Origin of the sequence: Acinetobacter sp. SCLZS86 (assembly GCF_021560715.1) — a bacterium.
In the GTDB taxonomy this organism is placed as follows: Bacteria; Pseudomonadota; Gammaproteobacteria; order Pseudomonadales; family Moraxellaceae; genus Acinetobacter; species Acinetobacter towneri_A.
The window spans coordinates 1,840,166-1,859,587 of record NZ_CP090864.1; the positions used below are offsets into that span (position 1 = coordinate 1,840,166).

Below are 19,422 nucleotides of genomic sequence, written 5' to 3' on the forward strand. Positions count from 1 at the left end.
ACAGTAGATTTTTTTGTTTTGATTTTGGTCTGTAACAATTATTAATGTATTGTTACGCTTAAATTTCGACCAATGTGTAGAGTTGTGGCAAGCTAAATGTTCCAGTTTTAGAACTTCCCGTTTTAGGATCTAAAACGGAGTTCATTTATTTTATAGACCACATTGATATATCACTTTATCCCAGTGATATCTGATTTTCGGATTAATTCGCATGAATAGCAAATCTCCTATTTTTACTGCACAATCTGATGTTGCTTTACGTATTCACGTAGATCGCGCAGTTCGCCATTATTTTGCACAACTACAAGGTGAACAGCCTTCACAAGTGTATGACATGGTGTTAGCAGAAATGGAGAAACCTCTTTTATCTGTTGTTCTCGAATACACTCGCGGTAACCAAACACGCGCTGCTGAAATTCTTGGACTAAACCGTGGAACTTTACGTAAAAAGTTAAAAGCTCACGGTTTAATGAGTGAATAAGTGATAAAATGCTTGCGGCCTCCGCAGGCATTTTTTTTATCTGCATTTTGCTAGTTTGTTTTAATCTGTAATTGAAAACTGTGACGAAGATCATGACTATTAAACGCGCTTTAATCTCTGTTTCTGACAAAACAGGAATTGTTGAATTTGCACAAGAACTTGCTGCTCTTGGGGTAGAAATTTTATCTACTGGTGGTACTTATAAGTTGCTTAAAGATAACAATATTGCTGTCGTAGAAGTATCAGAGCATACTGGTTTCCCTGAAATGATGGATGGTCGAGTAAAAACGTTACACCCTAAAATTCATGGCGGTATCTTGGCTCGTCGTGGTCTAGACGAAGCAGTCATGGCAGAACACAATATTGATGCCATCGACTTGGTAGTTGTTAACCTTTATCCATTTGCTGCGACTGTTGCAAAACCAAATTGTTCACTTGCAGATGCGATTGAGAACATCGACATTGGTGGCCCTACTATGGTTCGCGCTGCAGCGAAAAACCATGCTTCTGTAGGTATTGTAGTAAATGCTTCTGACTATGCGACTGTTATTGCAGAAATGAAAAACAGCGGTGCCTTGTCTTACGAAACTCGTTTTGACTTGGCAGTGAAAGCATTTGAACACACTGCACAATACGACGGCATGATCGCTTCTTACTTAGGTGCTCGTGTAGGTAAAGAAGAAGGTACTGCTGACCAATTTGCACGTACTTTCAATACTCAATTGAACAAAGCGCAAGATTTACGTTACGGTGAAAACCCGCATCAATCTGCAGCGTTCTATGTAGACCCTGCTGCAACTGAAGCTTCTGTTTCTACTGCGAAACAGCTTCAAGGTAAAGAATTATCTTATAACAACATTGCAGATACCGATGCCGCACTTGAATGTGTGAAATCATTTGCAAAACCTGCTTGTGTAATCGTAAAACACGCTAACCCATGTGGTGTTGCCGTATCTTTAGATGGTATTCAGGCTGCTTATGACCTTGCTTATGCAACTGACCCTGAATCTGCATTCGGTGGCATCATTGCGTTTAACCGTGAGTTAGACGTTGCCACTGCACAAGCGATTGTAGACCGTCAATTCGTTGAAGTGATCATTGCGCCTAGCATTGCAGATGGCGTACTTGAAGTGACTGGCGCGAAGAAAAACGTACGTGTATTGGTATGTGGTGAGCTTCCTGCGATTGATGCACGCGCTCCACAAATGGATTACAAGCGCGTGAACGGCGGTTTATTGGTTCAAGACCAAGACTTGGGTATGATCACGAAAGATGACTTAAAAGTTGTGACCAAACGTGCACCAACTGAACAAGAAATTGACGATATGATCTTTGCTTGGAAAGTTGCGAAATACGTAAAATCGAACGCAATTGTTTATGCAAAAAACCGTCAGACCATTGGGGTTGGCGCAGGTCAGATGAGCCGTGTAAACTCTGCTCGTATTGCTGCTATTAAAGCAGAACATGCAGGTTTGGTAGTTGAGGGTGCAGTTATGGCATCTGACGCGTTCTTCCCATTCCGTGATGGTATTGATAACGCTGCTAAGGCTGGTATCAAATGCATTATTCAACCGGGTGGTTCTATGCGTGATGAAGAAACGATTGCTGCAGCCGATGAAGCTGGTATTGCAATGGTCTTCACTGGCATGCGTCATTTCCGTCACTAATTAAACTCATTAATTAGAAGTCGTATTTAATAATCCTCCCGAAATCCCCCTTTTTTATAAAAGGGGGACTTTTCACGTAAGGGAACTGTGTTTTTATGCACAATCCCCTTCCTTTTCTAGTGTGAAAAGCATCGCTTCGCTATGGGGATTTATTCTTTGAGGGATTTTTAGATGAATATTTTAGTTTTAGGTAGTGGCGGTCGTGAACATGCGTTGGCATGGAAAATCGCACAAGATGACAAAGTCGCTAAAGTCTTTGTTGCACCCGGTAATGCAGGTACGGCAACAGAAAACAAATGCGAGAACGTAGCGTTAGATATTCAAAATAACCCTGCGATTATCGACTTTGCCAAAAATAATGCTGTGGATTTAATCATTGTTGGCCCTGAAGCACCATTGGTCAATGGTGTGGTCGATGCCTGCCGTGAAGCGGGTTTAAAAATTTGGGGCCCAACCCAATTTGCTGCGCAGCTTGAAGGTTCTAAAGCCTTTGCCAAGCACTTCTTAAAACGCCACAACATTCCTACTGCATTCTACGACGTATTCACTGAAGTTGATGCTGCAAAAGCATTTGTTGAGAAAAATGGCGCGCCAATCGTGATCAAGGCGGACGGTCTTGCAGCAGGTAAAGGCGTAATCGTGGCGATGACCAATCAAGAAGCATTCGATGCGATTGATGACATGCTGGCAGGCAACAAATTTGGTGATGCGGGTTCGCGTGTAGTTATTGAAGAATTCCTAGCAGGTGAAGAAGCTTCTTTCATTTGTATGATTGATGGCGACAACATCCTGCCAATGGCGACATCTCAAGACCATAAGCGTATTTTTGAAGGTGACCAAGGTCCAAATACTGGCGGTATGGGTGCTTACTCTCCTGCCCCTGTCGTGACTGCAGACGTATTTGAAAAAACGATGAATGAAGTGATGCGTCCTACTGTTGAAGGTATGAAAAAAGACGGTCATGTTTATACAGGTTTCTTATACGCTGGCTTAATGATTGACGACAAAGGTCAACCCAAAGTAATCGAGTTTAACTGCCGTTTTGGTGACCCTGAAACGCAGCCAATTATGATGCGCTTAAAGTCATCTTTGGTCGATTTGGTTGAAGCTGGTATTGCAGGCAACTTACCTGCCGAAGCAGACTGGGATGAACGCAAAACTGTAGGTATCGTATTGGCGACTGCGGGTTACCCAGAAACTTCAGGCAAAGGTGATGTGATTTCTGGTTTAGAAACACAAATGGCAGATGCTAAAGTATTCCATGCAGGTACAGCAAGCAATGCCAATGGTGAGATTGTGACCAATGGTGGTCGTGTACTGTGTGTAACAGCACTCGGTAGTACTATTGGCGAAGCGCAAGCTAGAGCCCTTGAACTTTGTGAAAAAGTAACATTCGATGGCGTTCAATATCGTAAAGATATTGGTTATCGTGCCATTGCGCGTGAAAATGCTTGATATTTTTAGTTTAGTCTAAAATTTAAGCCCATAAAAAAGCTCGTCACTGTACGAGCTTTTTGTTTATCAGGTTGTAACCCATGTACATTGTGATGATCTACGTTTATAAAATACTTTAGATCAATAAACATGCAAAAAATAAAAAGCTTCAAAGAATTTTTAATTTCAATATTCGTTGAGTTTACATTGCAAATACTTTTTATTTTTGCAGGATTAATATATTTGGCTTATGTTTTTATAGGGATAGGTTCATTGTTACTCTGTTTGCCTTATATATGGGCGATATATTATCGTTGGAAAAATCATTCATAACTTCTTTTATGTATTTACAGCCATGTTCTGATTCTTGTAACTAAGCCGATTTCATACCGACAATTTCATATCTCTTTTTTTACTATCGATTGCAAAATAAATTCTAAAGCACCCAAATATTTAAACACTTGATCAAATCCTTAATATTTACAGAATATATTTATTTATAAGAACTTATTTTGACTTATTCGCTTTCTGTTGTAAAAACAGTGATATGCATAACATACGCAGCACTATATAGAATTATTTTTTATTGTTATGATGGTGCATCTTTTGAAAAAGTGAAATGCCCATCCATCTTAAAATTATTGATTGAGCTATGGGCAGACTTTTTCAATACTCAAACAATACCTACAACGTATTTGGGAAACATGCAAAATCATCATCATGTGATTCCATCCATCGTGCTGATTTGATTCTTCTCAATCATTGGCAACTTTAGGCACGGCTTAAACTTGCTCAGGATATATTCATGAAAAAGCTCCTTGGTCTTGTACTTGGTCTTTCAGTTGGCTTGGCTGGCTGTGGCAAACAAGAAGCGCCTGCGACTGACGCGGCACATAAAGATTCTTCTGCTCTACACACTGTCACTATGGCATCGACTGGTTCAGATGCAGATATTTGGCGTTTTATTGCCGACTTACCTGAAACTAAAGCAGCTGGTATTCAACTTGAAGTGAAAAACTTCACCGATTACGTGTCAATGAACACAGCGGTAGCAAATAAAGAAATTGATCTTAACGCATTCCAATCTTATGCTTATATGGTTGCGTTTAATGCCAACAATAAAGATCAAATTGCACCGGTCGCAACAACTTACTTAGAGCCAATGGGTATTTACTCAAGCAAAGTGAAAAAGTTGGATGAGTTCAAAACGGGCGCAACCATTGCTATTCCTAATGATGGTGCCAATGAATCACGTGCGTTGTTATTACTTCAATCCGCTGGTTTGGTTAAACTGAAAGATGGATTTGACAATGTTCAAGGTACGCCTGCAGACATCGTAGAAAATGCCAAGCAAATTCAAATCAAACCGATTCAAATGGCAACGGCTGTACGTGTAAAAGATGAAGTCCATGCAATTGTTTTGGGCAACACTCTTGCAATGGAAGGTGGTTTAAACGTACTTAAAGATTCAATTTATTACGAGCCAATTGACCAAAGCACAAAAATGAATGTCAACATTCTCGCTACTGCTGCAGATCGTCAAAATGACCCAATCTTGCAAAAAGTAGGTGCGTTGTATCATACCGAAGCAGTGAAGCAATATATTGATCAGCACTTTGGCGGAACAAAAGTCGCGGTAAATAAACCTGTCAGCTATTTCACTGAAGCAGCAAAATAGTAATATAATGCGTTAAACAAAACAGGCAAAGCGAACTTTGCCTGTTTTTTCATTTATGGACATTTCTTGACGATATGATTGAATTTAAAAACATTTCAAAGCACTATCAGCTCAAAGGTCAAACTCTGCGTGCGTTGGATCAAATTAACCTACAAATTCCAACAGGCAGTATTTTTGGCATTATTGGCTATAGTGGTGCAGGTAAAAGTACCTTAATCCGCTTGATCAATTTGTTGGAGCGCCCAAATGCTGGGCAAGTCATCATTCATCAAAAAGATTTTACTGCACTCAATGCTCGTGAATTACGTCAAGAACGTGCCCATATTGGAATGATTTTTCAGCACTTTAATTTATTGCAAACCAAAACTGTGGCTGCCAATATTGAAATGCCGATGAAACTGTTAGGTTGGAACAAAACCGAACGTGAAAAACGTTTAAACGAATTACTTGAGTTTATAGATTTAAAGCATAAAAAAGACGCTTACCCTGATGAACTTTCAGGTGGACAAAAACAACGTGTCGGTATTGCCCGTGCACTCGCCAATCATCCTAAAATTTTACTTTGCGATGAAGCGACTTCGGCACTTGACCCGCAAACCACCAAGTCTGTACTGGAATTACTGAAAAAAATTAACCGCGAACAAGGCATTACCATTGTGATGGTCACACATGAAATGGATGTGATTGAATCGGTTTGTGATTATGTCGCGGTGATGGAACAAGGCAAAGTGATTGAAACAGGTTCAACCCTAGAAATATTTAGTCAACCACAACATCCGACCACCAAAAGCTTTATTCAAACTGTGTTGCAGCAACAATTACCTATCAATATTTTGAATAATCTGGAAAATCAGAATCAACACAGTATTTATTGTCTGAAATTTTTAGGTAAATCGGCTCAGGAAACCGTGATTCAAGCGGTCATTAAACAGTTTGATATTAGCCTGAATATTTTATTTGCCAATATGACCGAAATTGATGGCGCTGTGATTGGGCAAATGTTCATTCAATTACTCGGTGATACAATCGTCATTCAACAGGCGCTTGAGTTTCTGAAAGCCAATGGCGTTGAAGTTGAACAGTCAGGAGTACAAGCATGAGAGATTTAATTGTACAGTGGCTGACCTCGGTAACCGCGCCTTTCTGGAAGAGCTCTTTATCTATTGACCAGTTTGTTACTGCCCTACAAGAAACTTTTCACATGGTGTTCTTTGCCATGTTGTTTGGTTGTATCTGGGGCTTTATTCAGGGCATTACCCTTGTAGTGACTCGTCCGACAGGTATTTTACCAAATCGTGTGATTTATCACGGGCTCAACCCGATTGTAAATGCACTGCGCTCCCTACCCTTCATTATTTTATTGATTGCGGTGATTCCGCTGACTAAATTGTTAGTAGGCACATCAATCGGAACTTGGGCAGCCATTGTACCGCTGACTATTTATGTTGGCCCGTATATTGGTCGTTTAGTAGAAACTTCACTGCTTGAAGTCAATGAAGGCATTGTCGAATCTGCACAGGCAATGGGTGCTACACCCTTACAAATTGTCTTCAAGTTTATTTTACCTGAAGCGCGTAGCTCACTCATTTTAAACCTCACTACAGCCACCATTAGCTTAATTGGCGCAACTGCGATGGCAGGTGCAGTCGGTGCAGGCGGGATTGGTGACCTGGCTATTTCTTATGGTTATCAGCGTTTTGACAGTAGTGTCGTGATGCTAACCGTAGTGGTCTTATTAATTTTAGTGCAATTGGTGCAAAGTTTAGGTGACTGGTTATCTAAGCTCAGATAAATCTTTCATCTACACATCAGAAATAGATTCACCATTTAACTCCTTGCTACTCGTATGAGTGTGTAAGGGGTTAAAACCACACTCCTTCTCCATGCATACGTGATTCACGCCATATCAACATCCAAAAAACTGAAATTTTGATATACGGTCAAGATCATCGAAAACCGTAGGAAAAACTTTGCAGCATGTTTTGTCTTGAGCAGAGCATGCTAAACTAACCCGTGATTTTTTAAGGGACTGATTCATGCGCTTTGTTCATTTAGGTATACATACAGAATTTTCGATTACCGAGTCGATTGTACGCATACCTGACTTGATTAAAGCTGCAGTCAATGAAGAAATGCCTGCTTTGGCATTGACCGATCTCTCTAACCTACACGCTGCCGTAAAGTTTTATGGCAAATGTTTGGGTCAAGGTATCAAACCGATTTTAGGTTCAGTGCTGCGTTTAAATGATGCCGATCATCGTGTGACTTTATTGTCGATGAACAATCACGGCTGGCGTAATCTGACTGAATTGGTATCCCGTGGCTATATTGAAGGTCAACAACTGAATATCCCTTGCGTCAATAAAGCATGGATTTTAGAACAAGCCGATGACCTGATTCTGTTACTCGGTATTCAAAGTGATGTCGGTAAAATGCTGATCACGTCCAATCCGCAAAAAGCCGAACCATTACTCGAAGAATGGATCGAAAAATTTGGCAATCGGGTTTATTTGGCGCTGACCCGTACAAATCGTCCCGATGAAGATGCTTTTATTGCCGAAGCAGTTAAATTAGCTAAAAAATATAATATTGGCGTGGTGGCACATAATGATGTGCACTTTGTCCGCCGTGAAGATTATGAAGCGCATGAAGCGCGAGTCTGCATTGCCGATGGTTATGTTTTAGGAGATAACCGTCGTCCTAAAACTTATAGTCCTGAGCAATATTTTAAGACTACTGTAGAAATGACGGAATTATTTTCCGACATTCCAAGTGCCATTGAAAACAGCTATCACATTGCCAAACGCTGTAACGTCACGCTGCAATTGGGCAAATACTTCCTTCCAGATTATCCAATTCCAGAAGGACACACCATTGATACCTACTTCGCGCACCTATCTAGACAAGGTTTAGAAGAACGTCTAAATGTGCTTTACCCTGTCGCGCAGCGTGATGAAGACTGGGCAGAAATTCGCAAACCTTATGATGAGCGAATTGAATACGAAATTAATATTATTAACTCGATGGGCTTCCCGGGCTACTTCCTTATCGTCATGGACTTTATTCAATGGTCCAAAAATAATGGCGTACCTGTTGGACCAGGTCGTGGTTCGGGTGCGGGTTCATTGGTCGCTTATAGCTTAAAAATTACCGACTTAGACCCACTGCGTTATGAACTACTCTTTGAACGTTTCCTAAACCCAGAACGTGTATCCATGCCCGACTTTGACGTCGATTTCTGTATTGCAGGACGCGATAAAGTGATTGACTATGTGGCACGTACCTATGGACGTGACGCAGTATCGCAAATTGCCACTTTTGGTACTATGGCCGCCAAAGGTGCAATTCGAGATGTCGCGCGGGTCTTGGGCAAGTCTTATGGTTTGGCAGACCGTATTTCTAAACTGATTCCAACCAAACCTTTAGGGCTTAGTTTGGAAGAATCAATTGAAGCAGAACCACAGCTGAAAGATGTGGTGACCAATCCATCTAACCCTGACTATGATGATGCTTCAGAAATTTGGGAAATGGCTTTAAAACTTGAAGGCATTACCCGCAACACAGGCAAACACGCAGGTGGTGTGGTGATTGCACCCACCAAAATCACTGACTTTTCTGCAGTCATGTGCGATGCCGATGGAACCGCCCGTGTTGCACAATACGATAAAGACGATGTTGAATCGGCAGGTTTGGTCAAATTTGACTTCTTAGGTTTACGTAACCTGACGGTTATTGAAGATGCAGTACAAAATATCAATAAACGCATCCAAGCAGATACACCGCTAGATATTTCCCATATTCCACTGGACGATAAAGATGCCTATTTAGTCTTTGCCAATGCCAACACCACAGCAGTATTCCAATTTGAATCCATGGGCATGAAAAAGATGCTCAAAGAAGCACGCCCAAGCAAATTTGAAGAAATTATTGCCTTCGTTTCGTTGTATCGTCCCGGCCCAATGGATCTGATTCCAGACTTTATTCACCGTATGCATGGCGGCGAGTTTGAGTATCTGCATCCATTGCTAGAAGGTGTACTTGAACCAACCTACGGCATTATGGTTTATCAAGAACAGGTCATGCAGGCGGCACAGTACTGTGCAGGCTATACCCTCGGTGGTGCGGACTTACTGCGTCGTGCTATGGGTAAGAAAAAACCTGAAGAAATGGTCAAACAGCGCCAAATCTTTATTGAAGGTGCTGCAAAAAAAGACATTGATGCCGCCACAGCCAACCATATTTTTGACTATATGGAAAAGTTTGCAGGCTATGGTTTTAACAAATCCCACGCGGCTGCTTATGCCCTCGTTGCCTATCAGACGGCATGGCTGAAAGCACATTACTCTGCCGAATTCTTGGCAGCGGTCATGTCGTCGGAAATGCAAAACACCGATAACGTGGTGTTCCTGATTGATGACTGTCGCCACAATGGTCTGGAAGTTTTACCACCTTCGGTAAATATGTCTTTGTATCATTTCCACGCCAGCGATGAACGCACCATTGTCTACGGACTTGGCGCAATTAAAGGCGTGGGCGAACAAGCCATGCAATCGGTGATTGATTCTCGCCAAAAAGAAGGTCCATACCGCGATTTATTTGACTTCTGTCATCGTATTGATTTGAAAAAAATCAACAAACGAACCCTTGAAGCCTTAATTCGTGCGGGTGCATTAGACTGTTTAGGCATCGAACGCTCAAGTTTAATGGCACAATTGCCAGAAGCGGTACAAGCGGCGGAACAAGCACGTTCCAACCGTGAAACAGGCATCATGGATTTATTTGGTGAAGTTGAAGAAGTACAACGTAAGCCTGCCAAACCTGTAAAACCATGGTCAGATGAAGTCCGACTTAAAGGTGAAAAAGACACACTTGGACTTTACCTCACTGGTCACCCGATTGATGTCTATCGCAATGAATTAAAAGCCTTTATTCCAAGTAAAATTAATGAACTGACGCCAACCCGTCGTGGCGTGACCACCGTCTTTGCAGGCTTGGTGGTGGATGTCGCCAACTTCCCAAATCGGATGGTGGTCACTTTAGATGATGGTACGGCACGTATTGAAGTATCTGCCAACCATGAGCGCTTCCAACGCTTTAAAGATATTGTACAAACTGAAAAAGTGGTGGTGATTGAAGGCGAAATTTACGAACGTGAAGGTTTTGACCGCCCAATGGGACGCTTAACCAAAGCGTTTAGCTTGAATGAAATTCGTCAAAAACGCGCCAATAGTATTCAAATTCACTTGCATGCAGAACATTTAAGCAAGACCTTGAGTCAAGACTTACAAAATATGTTGCTGCCTTATTGTAATGTGGATTTATGCACGCATATTCCTGTTTTATTGCACCTTGACTATGCTTATGCCACTGCAGAATTACATTTGGGCATTCAGTGGAAAATCGCACCCTTAGATGAAGCCTTGGTCAAATTGCGTGACTATTTTGGTAAAGAAAGCCTGCATATCGAATATCAAGTGAAATCCAAAGCCGCGAAAGCTGTCGATGTGGCGAAACCTGCATCGATTGCTCCACCACCTGCTGATATGAGCATGGACGATGCTATGGATTTATACCATACCGAAGTTGATCAATACTCTTAATTAAAAACTCAACCCATCTGGATTTGTTATGAGTCAAACCGACAATGCAGCTGTTGCCGCACACCTCTCCCACGTGCGTATTGTCATGGTGAATACCACCCTACCTGCCAACATTGGCAGTGCCTTACGCGCTATGAAAACCATGGGGCTATGCAAATTGGTTTTGGTTGCTCCAAAAACCTATCCGCACCCAGATATTGATGCTTTGGCAGCAGGTGCGACCGATTTAATTGAACAGATTGAAGTGGTTGAGCAGCTCGAAGATGCCATTGCCGACTGCCATTTGGTCTTTGGCACCAGTGCGCGTACTCGCACTATTCCTTGGCCACTCCTAGATGCACGTCCTGCAGCAAAAAAGTCGTTAAATGCTGTGGCACAACATGGGCAAAATATTGCAATTATTTTCGGACGTGAGGATCGTGGCTTAACCAATGAAGAACTGGCGTTGGCGAATTATCATGTGACGATTCCTGTCAATGAAGAATATGGTGTGCTCAATGTTGCTCAAGCCATTCAAGTGATTTGCTATGAAATGCGTATGGCTGCCATCGATATTGTCGGAAAAGTTGCCGATCCCGAAGCGACTATGCAAGTGACAGATTCTGAAGCGATGCAATGGGATGAACCCTTAGTCAACCACGCACAAATGCAACAGTTCTACCCACATTTAGAAAAAATGCTGGCAGAAATTGAATTTATGGACCCAAAAAATCCCCGATTATTGCCTTTGCGCTTGCGTCGGCTTTTCGGACGTATACAATTAGATCGTATGGAATACCATTTACTACGCGGTATTTTTAGCCGCGTACAAGCAATGAATAACGGTTCATGGAAAAAATCTACATCAACACTCGACGAGGATCAAACTAATGCTTAAACAGCTCAAAGAAGACATTCAAGCTGTCTTCGCGCGCGATCCTGCTGCTCGAAATACACTCGAAGTCTTAACGACTTATCCAGGAATTCACGCATTACTGATGCATCGCGTGGCGCATGAATTATGGAACAAAGACTGTAAAGGATCGGCACGTCTACTCTCGTCATTTAGCCGTTTTGCGACAGGAATTGAAATTCATCCTGGTGCAAAAATTGGTCGTCGCTTTTTTATTGACCATGGTATGGGCGTAGTGATTGGTGAAACTGCTGAAATTGGCGATGATGTTACCTTATATCATGGCGTGACTTTAGGCGGTACCACGTGGAATAAAGGCAAACGTCATCCGACTTTGGAAGATGGCGTAGTGGTCGGAGCAGGCGCGAAAATTCTAGGCCCATTTACCGTACATAAAAATGCCAAAGTTGGCTCTAATGCGGTGGTGACCAAAGAAGTTCCAGAAGGTGCAACTGCTGTGGGCAACCCTGCGCGCTTTATCATGAAAAATAAACCTGCCGATGATCAGGAAGCACGTCGTCGTGATTATGCCGCCAGCATTGGTTTCCAACCTTATGCGGCAACGCAGGACCAATCTGACCCAGTATTGGACGGCATGCGAGTATTACTAGATCGTTTAGAACAAAATGAGAAACGTATGAATTTGTTGTGTCAGCGTTTATCTTTACTTGACCCAAGCTTTAAAAACCAACAACAAAATGAACAACCTTATAGTGCTGAAGAATTAAAAATAATTGAAGATGTTAGACGTGAATGTGAAGCACAAAGTAAATAGGGCTGTTTATTTGATCAATCCTACATACTTAAAAAAAGTTCGTATCACTGTGTAACCAAGCCCACTCAATTGTATTGCATGTTCGGAACAGATTTCTTAGACTGACCGACATGCAATATTTTAATTCGACACAATCACCTCTCACTTTTAAAATAAATTGAACGGAAGAACACCATGACCCTTAAGCCTTTGGCACTCAGTATTTTAGCCGCAACGCTCGTTAGCGCCTGTGTTGCACCACCAAAACAAGAAGTAAAACCACCAATCGTATTTACCGAACCAGAATTAAGCGCACCATTCTATGCCTTAAATCCATTTAATTATGATGCCCCCCCACCATTTGAAATTAACCTACAGAAAGCAGCAGCACAGCCTGTGACTAAAATGGTGGTCACTGACCCGAACAATCCAAGCAAAAGTATTACCTTAGATCAAAACAAATTGATTGTACCTACGCTCAATAACAATTCCCGTAGCTTGAAATTTGCGGTTTTAGCTGGTGACAACGAAATCGATATCACTGAAATTGATGACTTCTTACAACTGGTCGAAGGCAAAGCTCGTCACTATCCGCCACGTTTTAGCGAACGTCAAGAACGTCGAGGTTTTGAGGCGAAGCTCAAAGAAGTGACTCAACAACTAGACACTTTAGCAGCCAATGAAAATGCCTCTTTTGATATTTTGATGCGAGCATTTAAAGCCAGTGTTATGGCGCGTAACCTAGACTTAGGCTCTGTTTACACCACACGCTCACTTACCTATGCACAGCGTATTTTAAAAATTAATCAGGACGATGCTGAAGCAAACTTCTGGTTTGGTTTTGGTTTGTCTGAAGGGGGCGGTCATCGTGAAGCGATTCCTTATTTAGACAAAGCCATGAAAGCAGGTGTGCAGGAAGCTTATTTGTCTGCGGCAAACAACTACATTGCCATGGAACAAAAGAAAAATGCAGTACAAACTTTGAAAAATTATAAAATCAAATACCCGCAAGAAGCCGAAGTGGCTGACCGTTTAATTGCTGAAATTGAAAAGCAAGGTCGTTGGAATGTTTGGCAAGTGATCGCGCCACGTACTTGATTAAAGATCGATACAAAAAAACCTAAAAATAGACCGTTCCGACGGTCTATTTTTATGGCTAAGCAATTGAATTACGCCTAAAAAAACGTATGATGGAAAAAAATCTTAAAAATTAAGCCAGACTCTCCATGAATAAAATTGTGATTGCTGCATTGCTCAGTACAACATTGCTGTCTGGTTGTCAGGTGGTCAGTGTTAAAAATCAGGCATTAAAAGTCAGCATTGCCAATGAGCGCGATAGTATTTTATCTCGCAAAAAAATCAGTGAAGCCAGTTTAAATGTGCTATCGATGACAGGACGTGAAGCCACTATTTGTGCCCAACAACCTGCAGAATGTGTCAGCGCACTGAAGCAAATTCCACAGATCCAAGATGAACAATTACTTTCTACGGCAAGTGAATTATATTTAGCGAAAGCGATTGGACTTGAAAATTCATCGTCCTGTAAAATCAGTATTCTGAACAGTAAAAGATCGGAAGAACAACAAAAAATTAATCAGGCCAATTATGAACAATGTTTAGATCAGCAATTACACATGCTCGATCAAAGTATTCGTTATAGTTACGCCTACATGTTTAAAACTAAACGTGCGCCACAAGACCGTATTTTTGATAACAGACAAGTCCAAATTCGGGATTTTTATAACCAAGCGATTGCCAAATTGGTCAGCAGCTATGCGCTGCGCTATAAACACAATGAATTACAACAACAAATTCGTGTTGGCAACAGCATTTACGATATTGATTTTGATTACTACCCGCAGCTGAAACAACAAAAAATTCAGCAATTAATGTCAACCTATAACCTGAACTTTTCGGGTTTGCGCTCTATTACCCGCCGTGATGGTTTTGGGTCTGAATTTCTAGTGGTACTACCTGAAAATCCAAACGATGACATCAGCCAAAGTAAATATATTATTGACCCACTGAAACACGACTATCCATCTGGAAAAAATCCAAACATTCACCAAGCACGATATTTAGCAGCAACCCTCACCGCAGAACCACTTAGCGCTCGTTCAATTGAAGATATTTTATATAGTTCACAATTTAAGCTAAAAGCTTACGATCCTTATAAATACGAAGCTGCAAATATTGCTCAAAAGAACTATCCATTGGCGGCAAACTTTTCTGCGCCTTATGGCTTGTGGTTGGCACAGAATAACTTGGGTAAATCGGCTTATCTTTCACTGATTGATCGTGAAGAACGCCTAAGTATGCCTCATCTGTATTTGCTGGAACCTTATAACCCTAACAAAAAAGTGATTGTACTGATTCATGGTCTTGCCAGTAGCCCTGAAGCGTGGGTGCGTTTAACCAACGATATTATGGGTGATCCTGTATTGCGGGAAAATTTTCAAGTGTGGCAAGTTTTTTATTCAACCAATATGCCTATTTTAGAAAGTCGTTTCCAAATTTATGCTTTATTGCAACAAGGTTTTAAACAGGTCAACTCTTCTGCTGCAGCCAAAAAAGATGCTGTGGTGATTGGACACAGTATGGGTGGTATTTTAGCTCGATTACTGGTGAGTGATACTGACCTTACCCAACCTGCCATGCAAATGCTTAAAAACCGAAGTCTTGAACGCTTTAAATCTGATCCTTTGTTGCAAGCACGTTTGCGCCTTAAACCCATCACCAATTTTGATCGGGCAATTTTTTTAGCGGCTCCACACCGTGGTACAGAGTTTGCAGACCGCTGGTTTACCCTAGCTGCACGTAAAATCATTCGCTTACCGACAGCATTTTTAAGTGCCTTTGCTGACACCTTACAGCAACATGAGGTCGATTTAAAAAATCTGACTAAAGAAATTGGGCATAGCGTCATTCAAAATGGGCCAAGTGATTTAAGTAAAAATTCCAAATTTACGGAATTAACTGAAGATATTTTGCCTGTAAAAGGATTTAAATATCACAGTATTATTGGCAATAATACTGACAGCACTGAGCATCAATTAATGAGTGACGATGTGGTGCATTACAACAGTGCGCACTTAGATGGTGCTGTTTCAGAAAAAATTATTAAAGGCGGACATTCAATTCAGGAAACACCAGAAGCCGTATTGGAGTTGCGACGTATTCTTAGATTACATTTACAAGATTTAGGCTTGTATAAACCGTAATTGGTCACGGCAAATAAAAAACCGAAGTCTAAGTGGCTTCGGTTTTTTATCTATCATGCTATTTCTCAGCAGTATTAGATTGATGCTTGTCCCCAATAAGCTTTGGTCAATAAGGCCTCTAATTCGGCATAGTCATATTCGCGTGGATTATAATATGGACTATCGCAGATAATACGTGCCACTTGGGCAGGTGCTGTTTCGGGTAATCCTAAATCTTTAAGTGCCATTGGAATATTCAATCCTTGGTTAAGCTGATAAATCGCCAAGCCCAACTGTTCCCGATCTGACACATTTAAAGCCGCTGCCAGTTGATTCATTGGTAAGCGTCCGCTGAACCCCATGCCTATTTTTTAATTTGAGTTGGATTTCCAGCGATGTGGCAGTAATTCTTCTATTTGGGTCGCTTTATGCGTCGGCAGCCTTTTCAGCACATCACTTAAATAGGCATACGGATCCAAGCCATTCAGCTTTGCTGACTGGATTAAAGTCATGATATTCGCCGCTCGCTGGCCGCTGCGCAGCGAACCTGCAAATAACCAGTTCTTGCGCCCTAAGGCCCAAGGTCGCATTTGATTCTCTACCCAGTTATTGCAAATCGGTAGATTGCCATCATCCAGATAGCGGCTTAAGGCTGGCCAACGCTTCAGAGTGTAATTGATAGCCTTGGCGGTAGGAGAACTCGATGGCACTGTCAGATGATGTTGGTTGAGCCATTCATATAGTTGTTGCATCACTGGTTGACTATGCTGTTGTCGGTATTCGCGGCGGTCTTCCGCTGTACCATCGGTCTTTTTCCTGAGTTCTGCTTCTATCGCATACAGTTTCTGAATCAGCACTAAGGCCTGTTCAGCAACCTGACTTTTCCCAGTTACATGCAGTTCATGGAATTTACGACGTGCATGGGCCATGCACCCCACCTCAATCACCTGGCCTGATTTAAAACGTGCTTTATAACCACTGTAATCATCACAGACTAGATAGCCCTGCCAGCCTTTCAAGAACTCTTCAGCATGCTGGCCTGAACGACTATCCTGAAAGTCATAGATCACCGCCTGAACTGGATTGTACTGTGTGGTGGCATAGGCCCAGACATAACCTTTCTTCGGTTTTTTATTATTCTCACCCATCCGCATGATGGTGACCGGTGTTTCATCTGCATGCAGCACCCGCTGTTGCAGCACCACCTCTTTTAAGGCATTGGCCAGAGGTTCCAGTTCTACACCGCAGCGACCTATCCAGTCAGATAAAGTTGATCTAGAAAGTTCGATTCCCGCCCGCTGATAGATCAGACGTTGACGGTACAGCGGCAAATGATCGGCATACTTCGATACCAGCACATGGCTGAGCAATTCAGGTGAAGCAATGCCTTTATCAATCACATAGGCGGGCATCGCTTGCTGAGTCAGAGTGTCACACTGATCACAGACCCATTTACCACGCACATGCTGTTCCTTATAGAACTGTGCCGGTCTGAAATGCAGTTTTTCACTGACATCTTCGCCGATACGACGGAGTTGGCAGCCACAAGCACATTGGGTTGATGCAGGTTCATGCTCAATACGGATGGTGTGTAGATGATCTGGCAGTGGTCGACGTTTAGGTTTATTGGTTTTGGCTTTCTGTGTCGCTGCATTGGTTTTATCTGCATTTAGCCGTTCCAGTTCTAGATCAACCGCGGCAATATCTTCTTCAACCGCTTCATCCCACAGATGGATTTGTTTTGCCGTTAAGTGTTCATTCTTTTGGGCGAATTTGTGCTTTTTAAACAGCGCCAGTTCATGCTCGTATTTTTGATTGAGAATAGAAAGATGTTGAACTTTAGAATCTAATTGCTGATTGGTGACTTCAAGATGTTGAACTCTGGCATCTAATTGCTGGTTTGATTGTGCTAGAGACTGATGCTGCATCGCCAACTGTCTGGTGAATTCCAGCAGTTGTTCATGGGTCAGTTGGCTTAAGTCAGGCAGCGTATTCATGACCACAGTATGCCTGAGGTCATGAAGAGAATGAAATAGAACGTTTGGAGGATGGCAGAATGGTCGAGCTTGGTTTAGAGCATATTCACCACTTGCTGCAATCCAATTCTCTGCCAGGGCAAACCTTGGATTAATGCCTGTAACTGTTCCGGGCTGAGGGCCACGGTTTCACCTTGGTGAACTTGGTGAACTTGAGCCCAGTGAAATTTACCCTGTTCCAAACGCCGGGCACACAGCCAGATGCCCAGTCCATCATGTACCAACACTTTCATACGATGACCACGTTTATTACAGAACAGGTAGGCGCAATGCGGTTTGATGTAGCCAAAGGCTCTCACCACCTGAGCCATGACAGTATCCATTCCTGCTCGCATATCCATGGGCTGGGTAGAGAGCCAAATTTCATTGATACGGATCATGTTGCCAGTGCCTTGAGTAATTCTGCCAAGGCAGGTATTTCTGATGTCTGCCATTTCAAGCCAATTTCTGCTTTTGAGTGGGGTAAAGTAATTTGAACTTTTAACATGTCAGTAGGAGTAGGATCTAATGGTGCAGAGCAAGATAAGGCAATAAATGCAGGTTTATTCGGTAGTGGTGAGCGATCACTCCCTGGCTTAGCATCAATTAAGCGAATCCATTTGGATACAAGATTTGTATTCAATCCATGTTGCAAAGCGACTGAAGCAATTGAAACGTCCGGTGCTTTACAAGCCTGAACGATCTGCTGTTTAAATTCAGCACTGTATGTTCTTCGTTTTTTCGCAAGAGATGCGATGGATGTCTGATTATTTGTAGTCATAAATTTAAGTCCCCACTTGTTTTTAGGTGGGAACTAAATTAAGGCTTATAGGATGAATTCAGAAGGTGTGTTCAGCGGACGCTTACATTCATTGCAGCAATATCTGCATGTCGGTTGTAATACACTGAATACGCCAACACAATGGCGTGGGTTTGCGCATGTGGCAACTGATAACGTCCACCTAAGCTATGGCAAATTTTATGATGAATTGCCATCCCCACCGAACCCAAACACACACCAGCCAACCATGCACCATATAAAGCGTGTTCACGTGCCTGCATATTATGAGGCGCTTGCACAATTTCAGGTAAAGCCTGTGCCAGTTGAGTAATCGCCTCTAGCGCCATTAAACTTACAATGGGATTTTTATCCTGTGCATATAATGCCTCAACTGCATGTGCCATCGCATTCATGCCCGAACATGCCGAAATTTCAGTGGGTAAGTTGAGTGTCAATTCAGGATCATAAATCACTACTTTAGGCAAAACTTGAGCTGCTTTGCCTGTGGTTTTCAGCTGGTTTTCGGTGATGCCATACACCGCTGTCATTTCACTACCTGCATAAGTGGTCGGAATTGCAATAATCGGCAAATGAGTTTCTAAGGCAATCGCTTTGGCTAAACCAATCGCAGAGCCACCGCCTAATGCCAAACAGCAATCTACTCCTAAACGCTGCACATCTTGAATGGCCTGATCTGCAACCTCTTTTGACACATGCATCACCGCATGAGGATAGACCGCTACAGCCATGTCTTGGATTTGTGCCAATAAACGCTCGCCTGCGGCTTGTTGCCCTGCAGTAGTAATAATTAAAATACGCTGATAGGCATAAGGACGTAAAATCTCTTGGATTTTTTGCAGATGACCTACGCCAAAGTGAACATCGATTGGCAATGCCTGATAATGGAATGCTTGCATGTT

General features: G+C 42.2%; 16 protein-coding genes. 11 read left to right on the top strand and 5 right to left on the bottom strand.

Going from position 1 to position 19,422, the window contains the following annotated elements:
* Positions 1–211 precede the first annotated feature (211 nt).
* The 11 genes from fis (at position 212) to LZP46_RS08905 (ending at position 15,727) form a co-directional block, all read left to right on the top strand.
* Positions 212–481, top strand: coding sequence for a DNA-binding transcriptional regulator Fis (gene fis / locus LZP46_RS08855; RefSeq protein ID WP_001086304.1), 270 nt, complete (start codon positions 212–214; stop codon positions 479–481).
* A gap of 92 nt (positions 482–573) precedes the next feature.
* Positions 574–2,148, top strand: coding sequence for a bifunctional phosphoribosylaminoimidazolecarboxamide formyltransferase/IMP cyclohydrolase (gene purH, locus LZP46_RS08860; protein WP_236093613.1), 1,575 nt, complete (start codon positions 574–576; stop codon positions 2,146–2,148).
* A 171-nt stretch (positions 2,149–2,319) separates the two neighbouring features.
* On the top strand, positions 2,320–3,603 hold the full coding sequence (gene purD, locus LZP46_RS08865) for a phosphoribosylamine--glycine ligase (protein WP_236093614.1): 1,284 nt from the start codon (positions 2,320–2,322) through the stop codon (positions 3,601–3,603).
* A gap of 784 nt (positions 3,604–4,387) precedes the next feature.
* Positions 4,388–5,260, top strand: coding sequence for a MetQ/NlpA family ABC transporter substrate-binding protein (locus LZP46_RS08870; RefSeq protein WP_236093615.1), 873 nt, complete (start codon positions 4,388–4,390; stop codon positions 5,258–5,260).
* 74 nt (positions 5,261–5,334) lie between these two features.
* On the top strand, positions 5,335–6,360 hold the full coding sequence (locus LZP46_RS08875; RefSeq protein WP_236093616.1) for a methionine ABC transporter ATP-binding protein: 1,026 nt from the start codon (positions 5,335–5,337) through the stop codon (positions 6,358–6,360).
* Complete coding sequence (locus LZP46_RS08880; RefSeq protein ID WP_236093617.1) at positions 6,357–7,052, top strand: methionine ABC transporter permease; 696 nt, start codon at positions 6,357–6,359, stop codon at positions 7,050–7,052. Before LZP46_RS08875 ends, LZP46_RS08880 begins: the two co-directional genes overlap by 4 nt.
* 244 nt (positions 7,053–7,296) lie before the next feature.
* Complete coding sequence (gene dnaE, locus LZP46_RS08885; protein ID WP_236093618.1) at positions 7,297–10,860, top strand: DNA polymerase III subunit alpha; 3,564 nt, start codon at positions 7,297–7,299, stop codon at positions 10,858–10,860.
* 28 nt (positions 10,861–10,888) lie between these two features.
* Complete coding sequence (locus LZP46_RS08890) at positions 10,889–11,737, top strand: RNA methyltransferase (RefSeq protein WP_019838000.1); 849 nt, start codon at positions 10,889–10,891, stop codon at positions 11,735–11,737.
* Entirely contained in the window at positions 11,730–12,527 is a 798-nt protein-coding gene (gene cysE, locus LZP46_RS08895) for a serine O-acetyltransferase (protein ID WP_236093619.1), read from the top strand. Before LZP46_RS08890 ends, cysE begins: the two co-directional genes overlap by 8 nt.
* A gap of 174 nt (positions 12,528–12,701) precedes the next feature.
* The gene (locus LZP46_RS08900; RefSeq protein ID WP_236093620.1) at positions 12,702–13,604 is read left to right on the top strand and encodes an ABUW_2363 family tetratricopeptide repeat lipoprotein; all 903 of its coding nucleotides are present in this window, start codon (positions 12,702–12,704) and stop codon (positions 13,602–13,604) included.
* A 128-nt stretch (positions 13,605–13,732) separates the two neighbouring features.
* Positions 13,733–15,727, top strand: a complete 1,995-nt coding sequence (locus LZP46_RS08905) for an esterase/lipase family protein (RefSeq protein WP_236093621.1) — start codon at positions 13,733–13,735, stop codon at positions 15,725–15,727.
* Positions 15,728–15,801: 74 nt separating this feature from the next.
* Here the strand turns inward: LZP46_RS08905 and LZP46_RS08910 are convergent, their stop codons facing one another.
* The 5 genes from LZP46_RS08910 to LZP46_RS08930 all read right to left on the bottom strand — a co-directional run bounded on the left by LZP46_RS08910 (position 15,802) and on the right by LZP46_RS08930 (position 19,419).
* Entirely contained in the window at positions 15,802–16,044 is a 243-nt protein-coding gene (locus LZP46_RS08910) for a hypothetical protein (RefSeq protein WP_236093622.1), read from the bottom strand.
* A 33-nt stretch (positions 16,045–16,077) separates the two neighbouring features.
* Positions 16,078–17,703 carry an IS66 family transposase gene (gene tnpC / locus LZP46_RS08915; protein WP_005088614.1) on the bottom strand — a complete coding sequence of 542 codons (1,626 nt, stop codon included), beginning with the start codon at positions 17,701–17,703 and terminating at the stop codon, positions 16,078–16,080.
* A 74-nt stretch (positions 17,704–17,777) separates the two neighbouring features.
* A complete protein-coding gene (tnpB, locus tag LZP46_RS08920) occupies positions 17,778–18,122 on the bottom strand; it encodes an IS66 family insertion sequence element accessory protein TnpB (protein WP_005080771.1) in 345 nt (114 codons plus the stop codon).
* Positions 18,119–18,502, bottom strand: coding sequence for an IS66-like element accessory protein TnpA (gene tnpA, locus LZP46_RS08925; RefSeq protein WP_005083376.1), 384 nt, complete (start codon positions 18,500–18,502; stop codon positions 18,119–18,121). Before tnpA ends, tnpB begins: the two co-directional genes overlap by 4 nt.
* A gap of 71 nt (positions 18,503–18,573) precedes the next feature.
* Positions 18,574–19,419: a maleylacetate reductase gene (locus tag LZP46_RS08930; RefSeq protein ID WP_236093623.1), complete on the bottom strand. Its 846-nt coding sequence runs from the start codon at positions 19,417–19,419 to the stop codon at positions 18,574–18,576.
* Positions 19,420–19,422 lie beyond the last annotated feature (3 nt).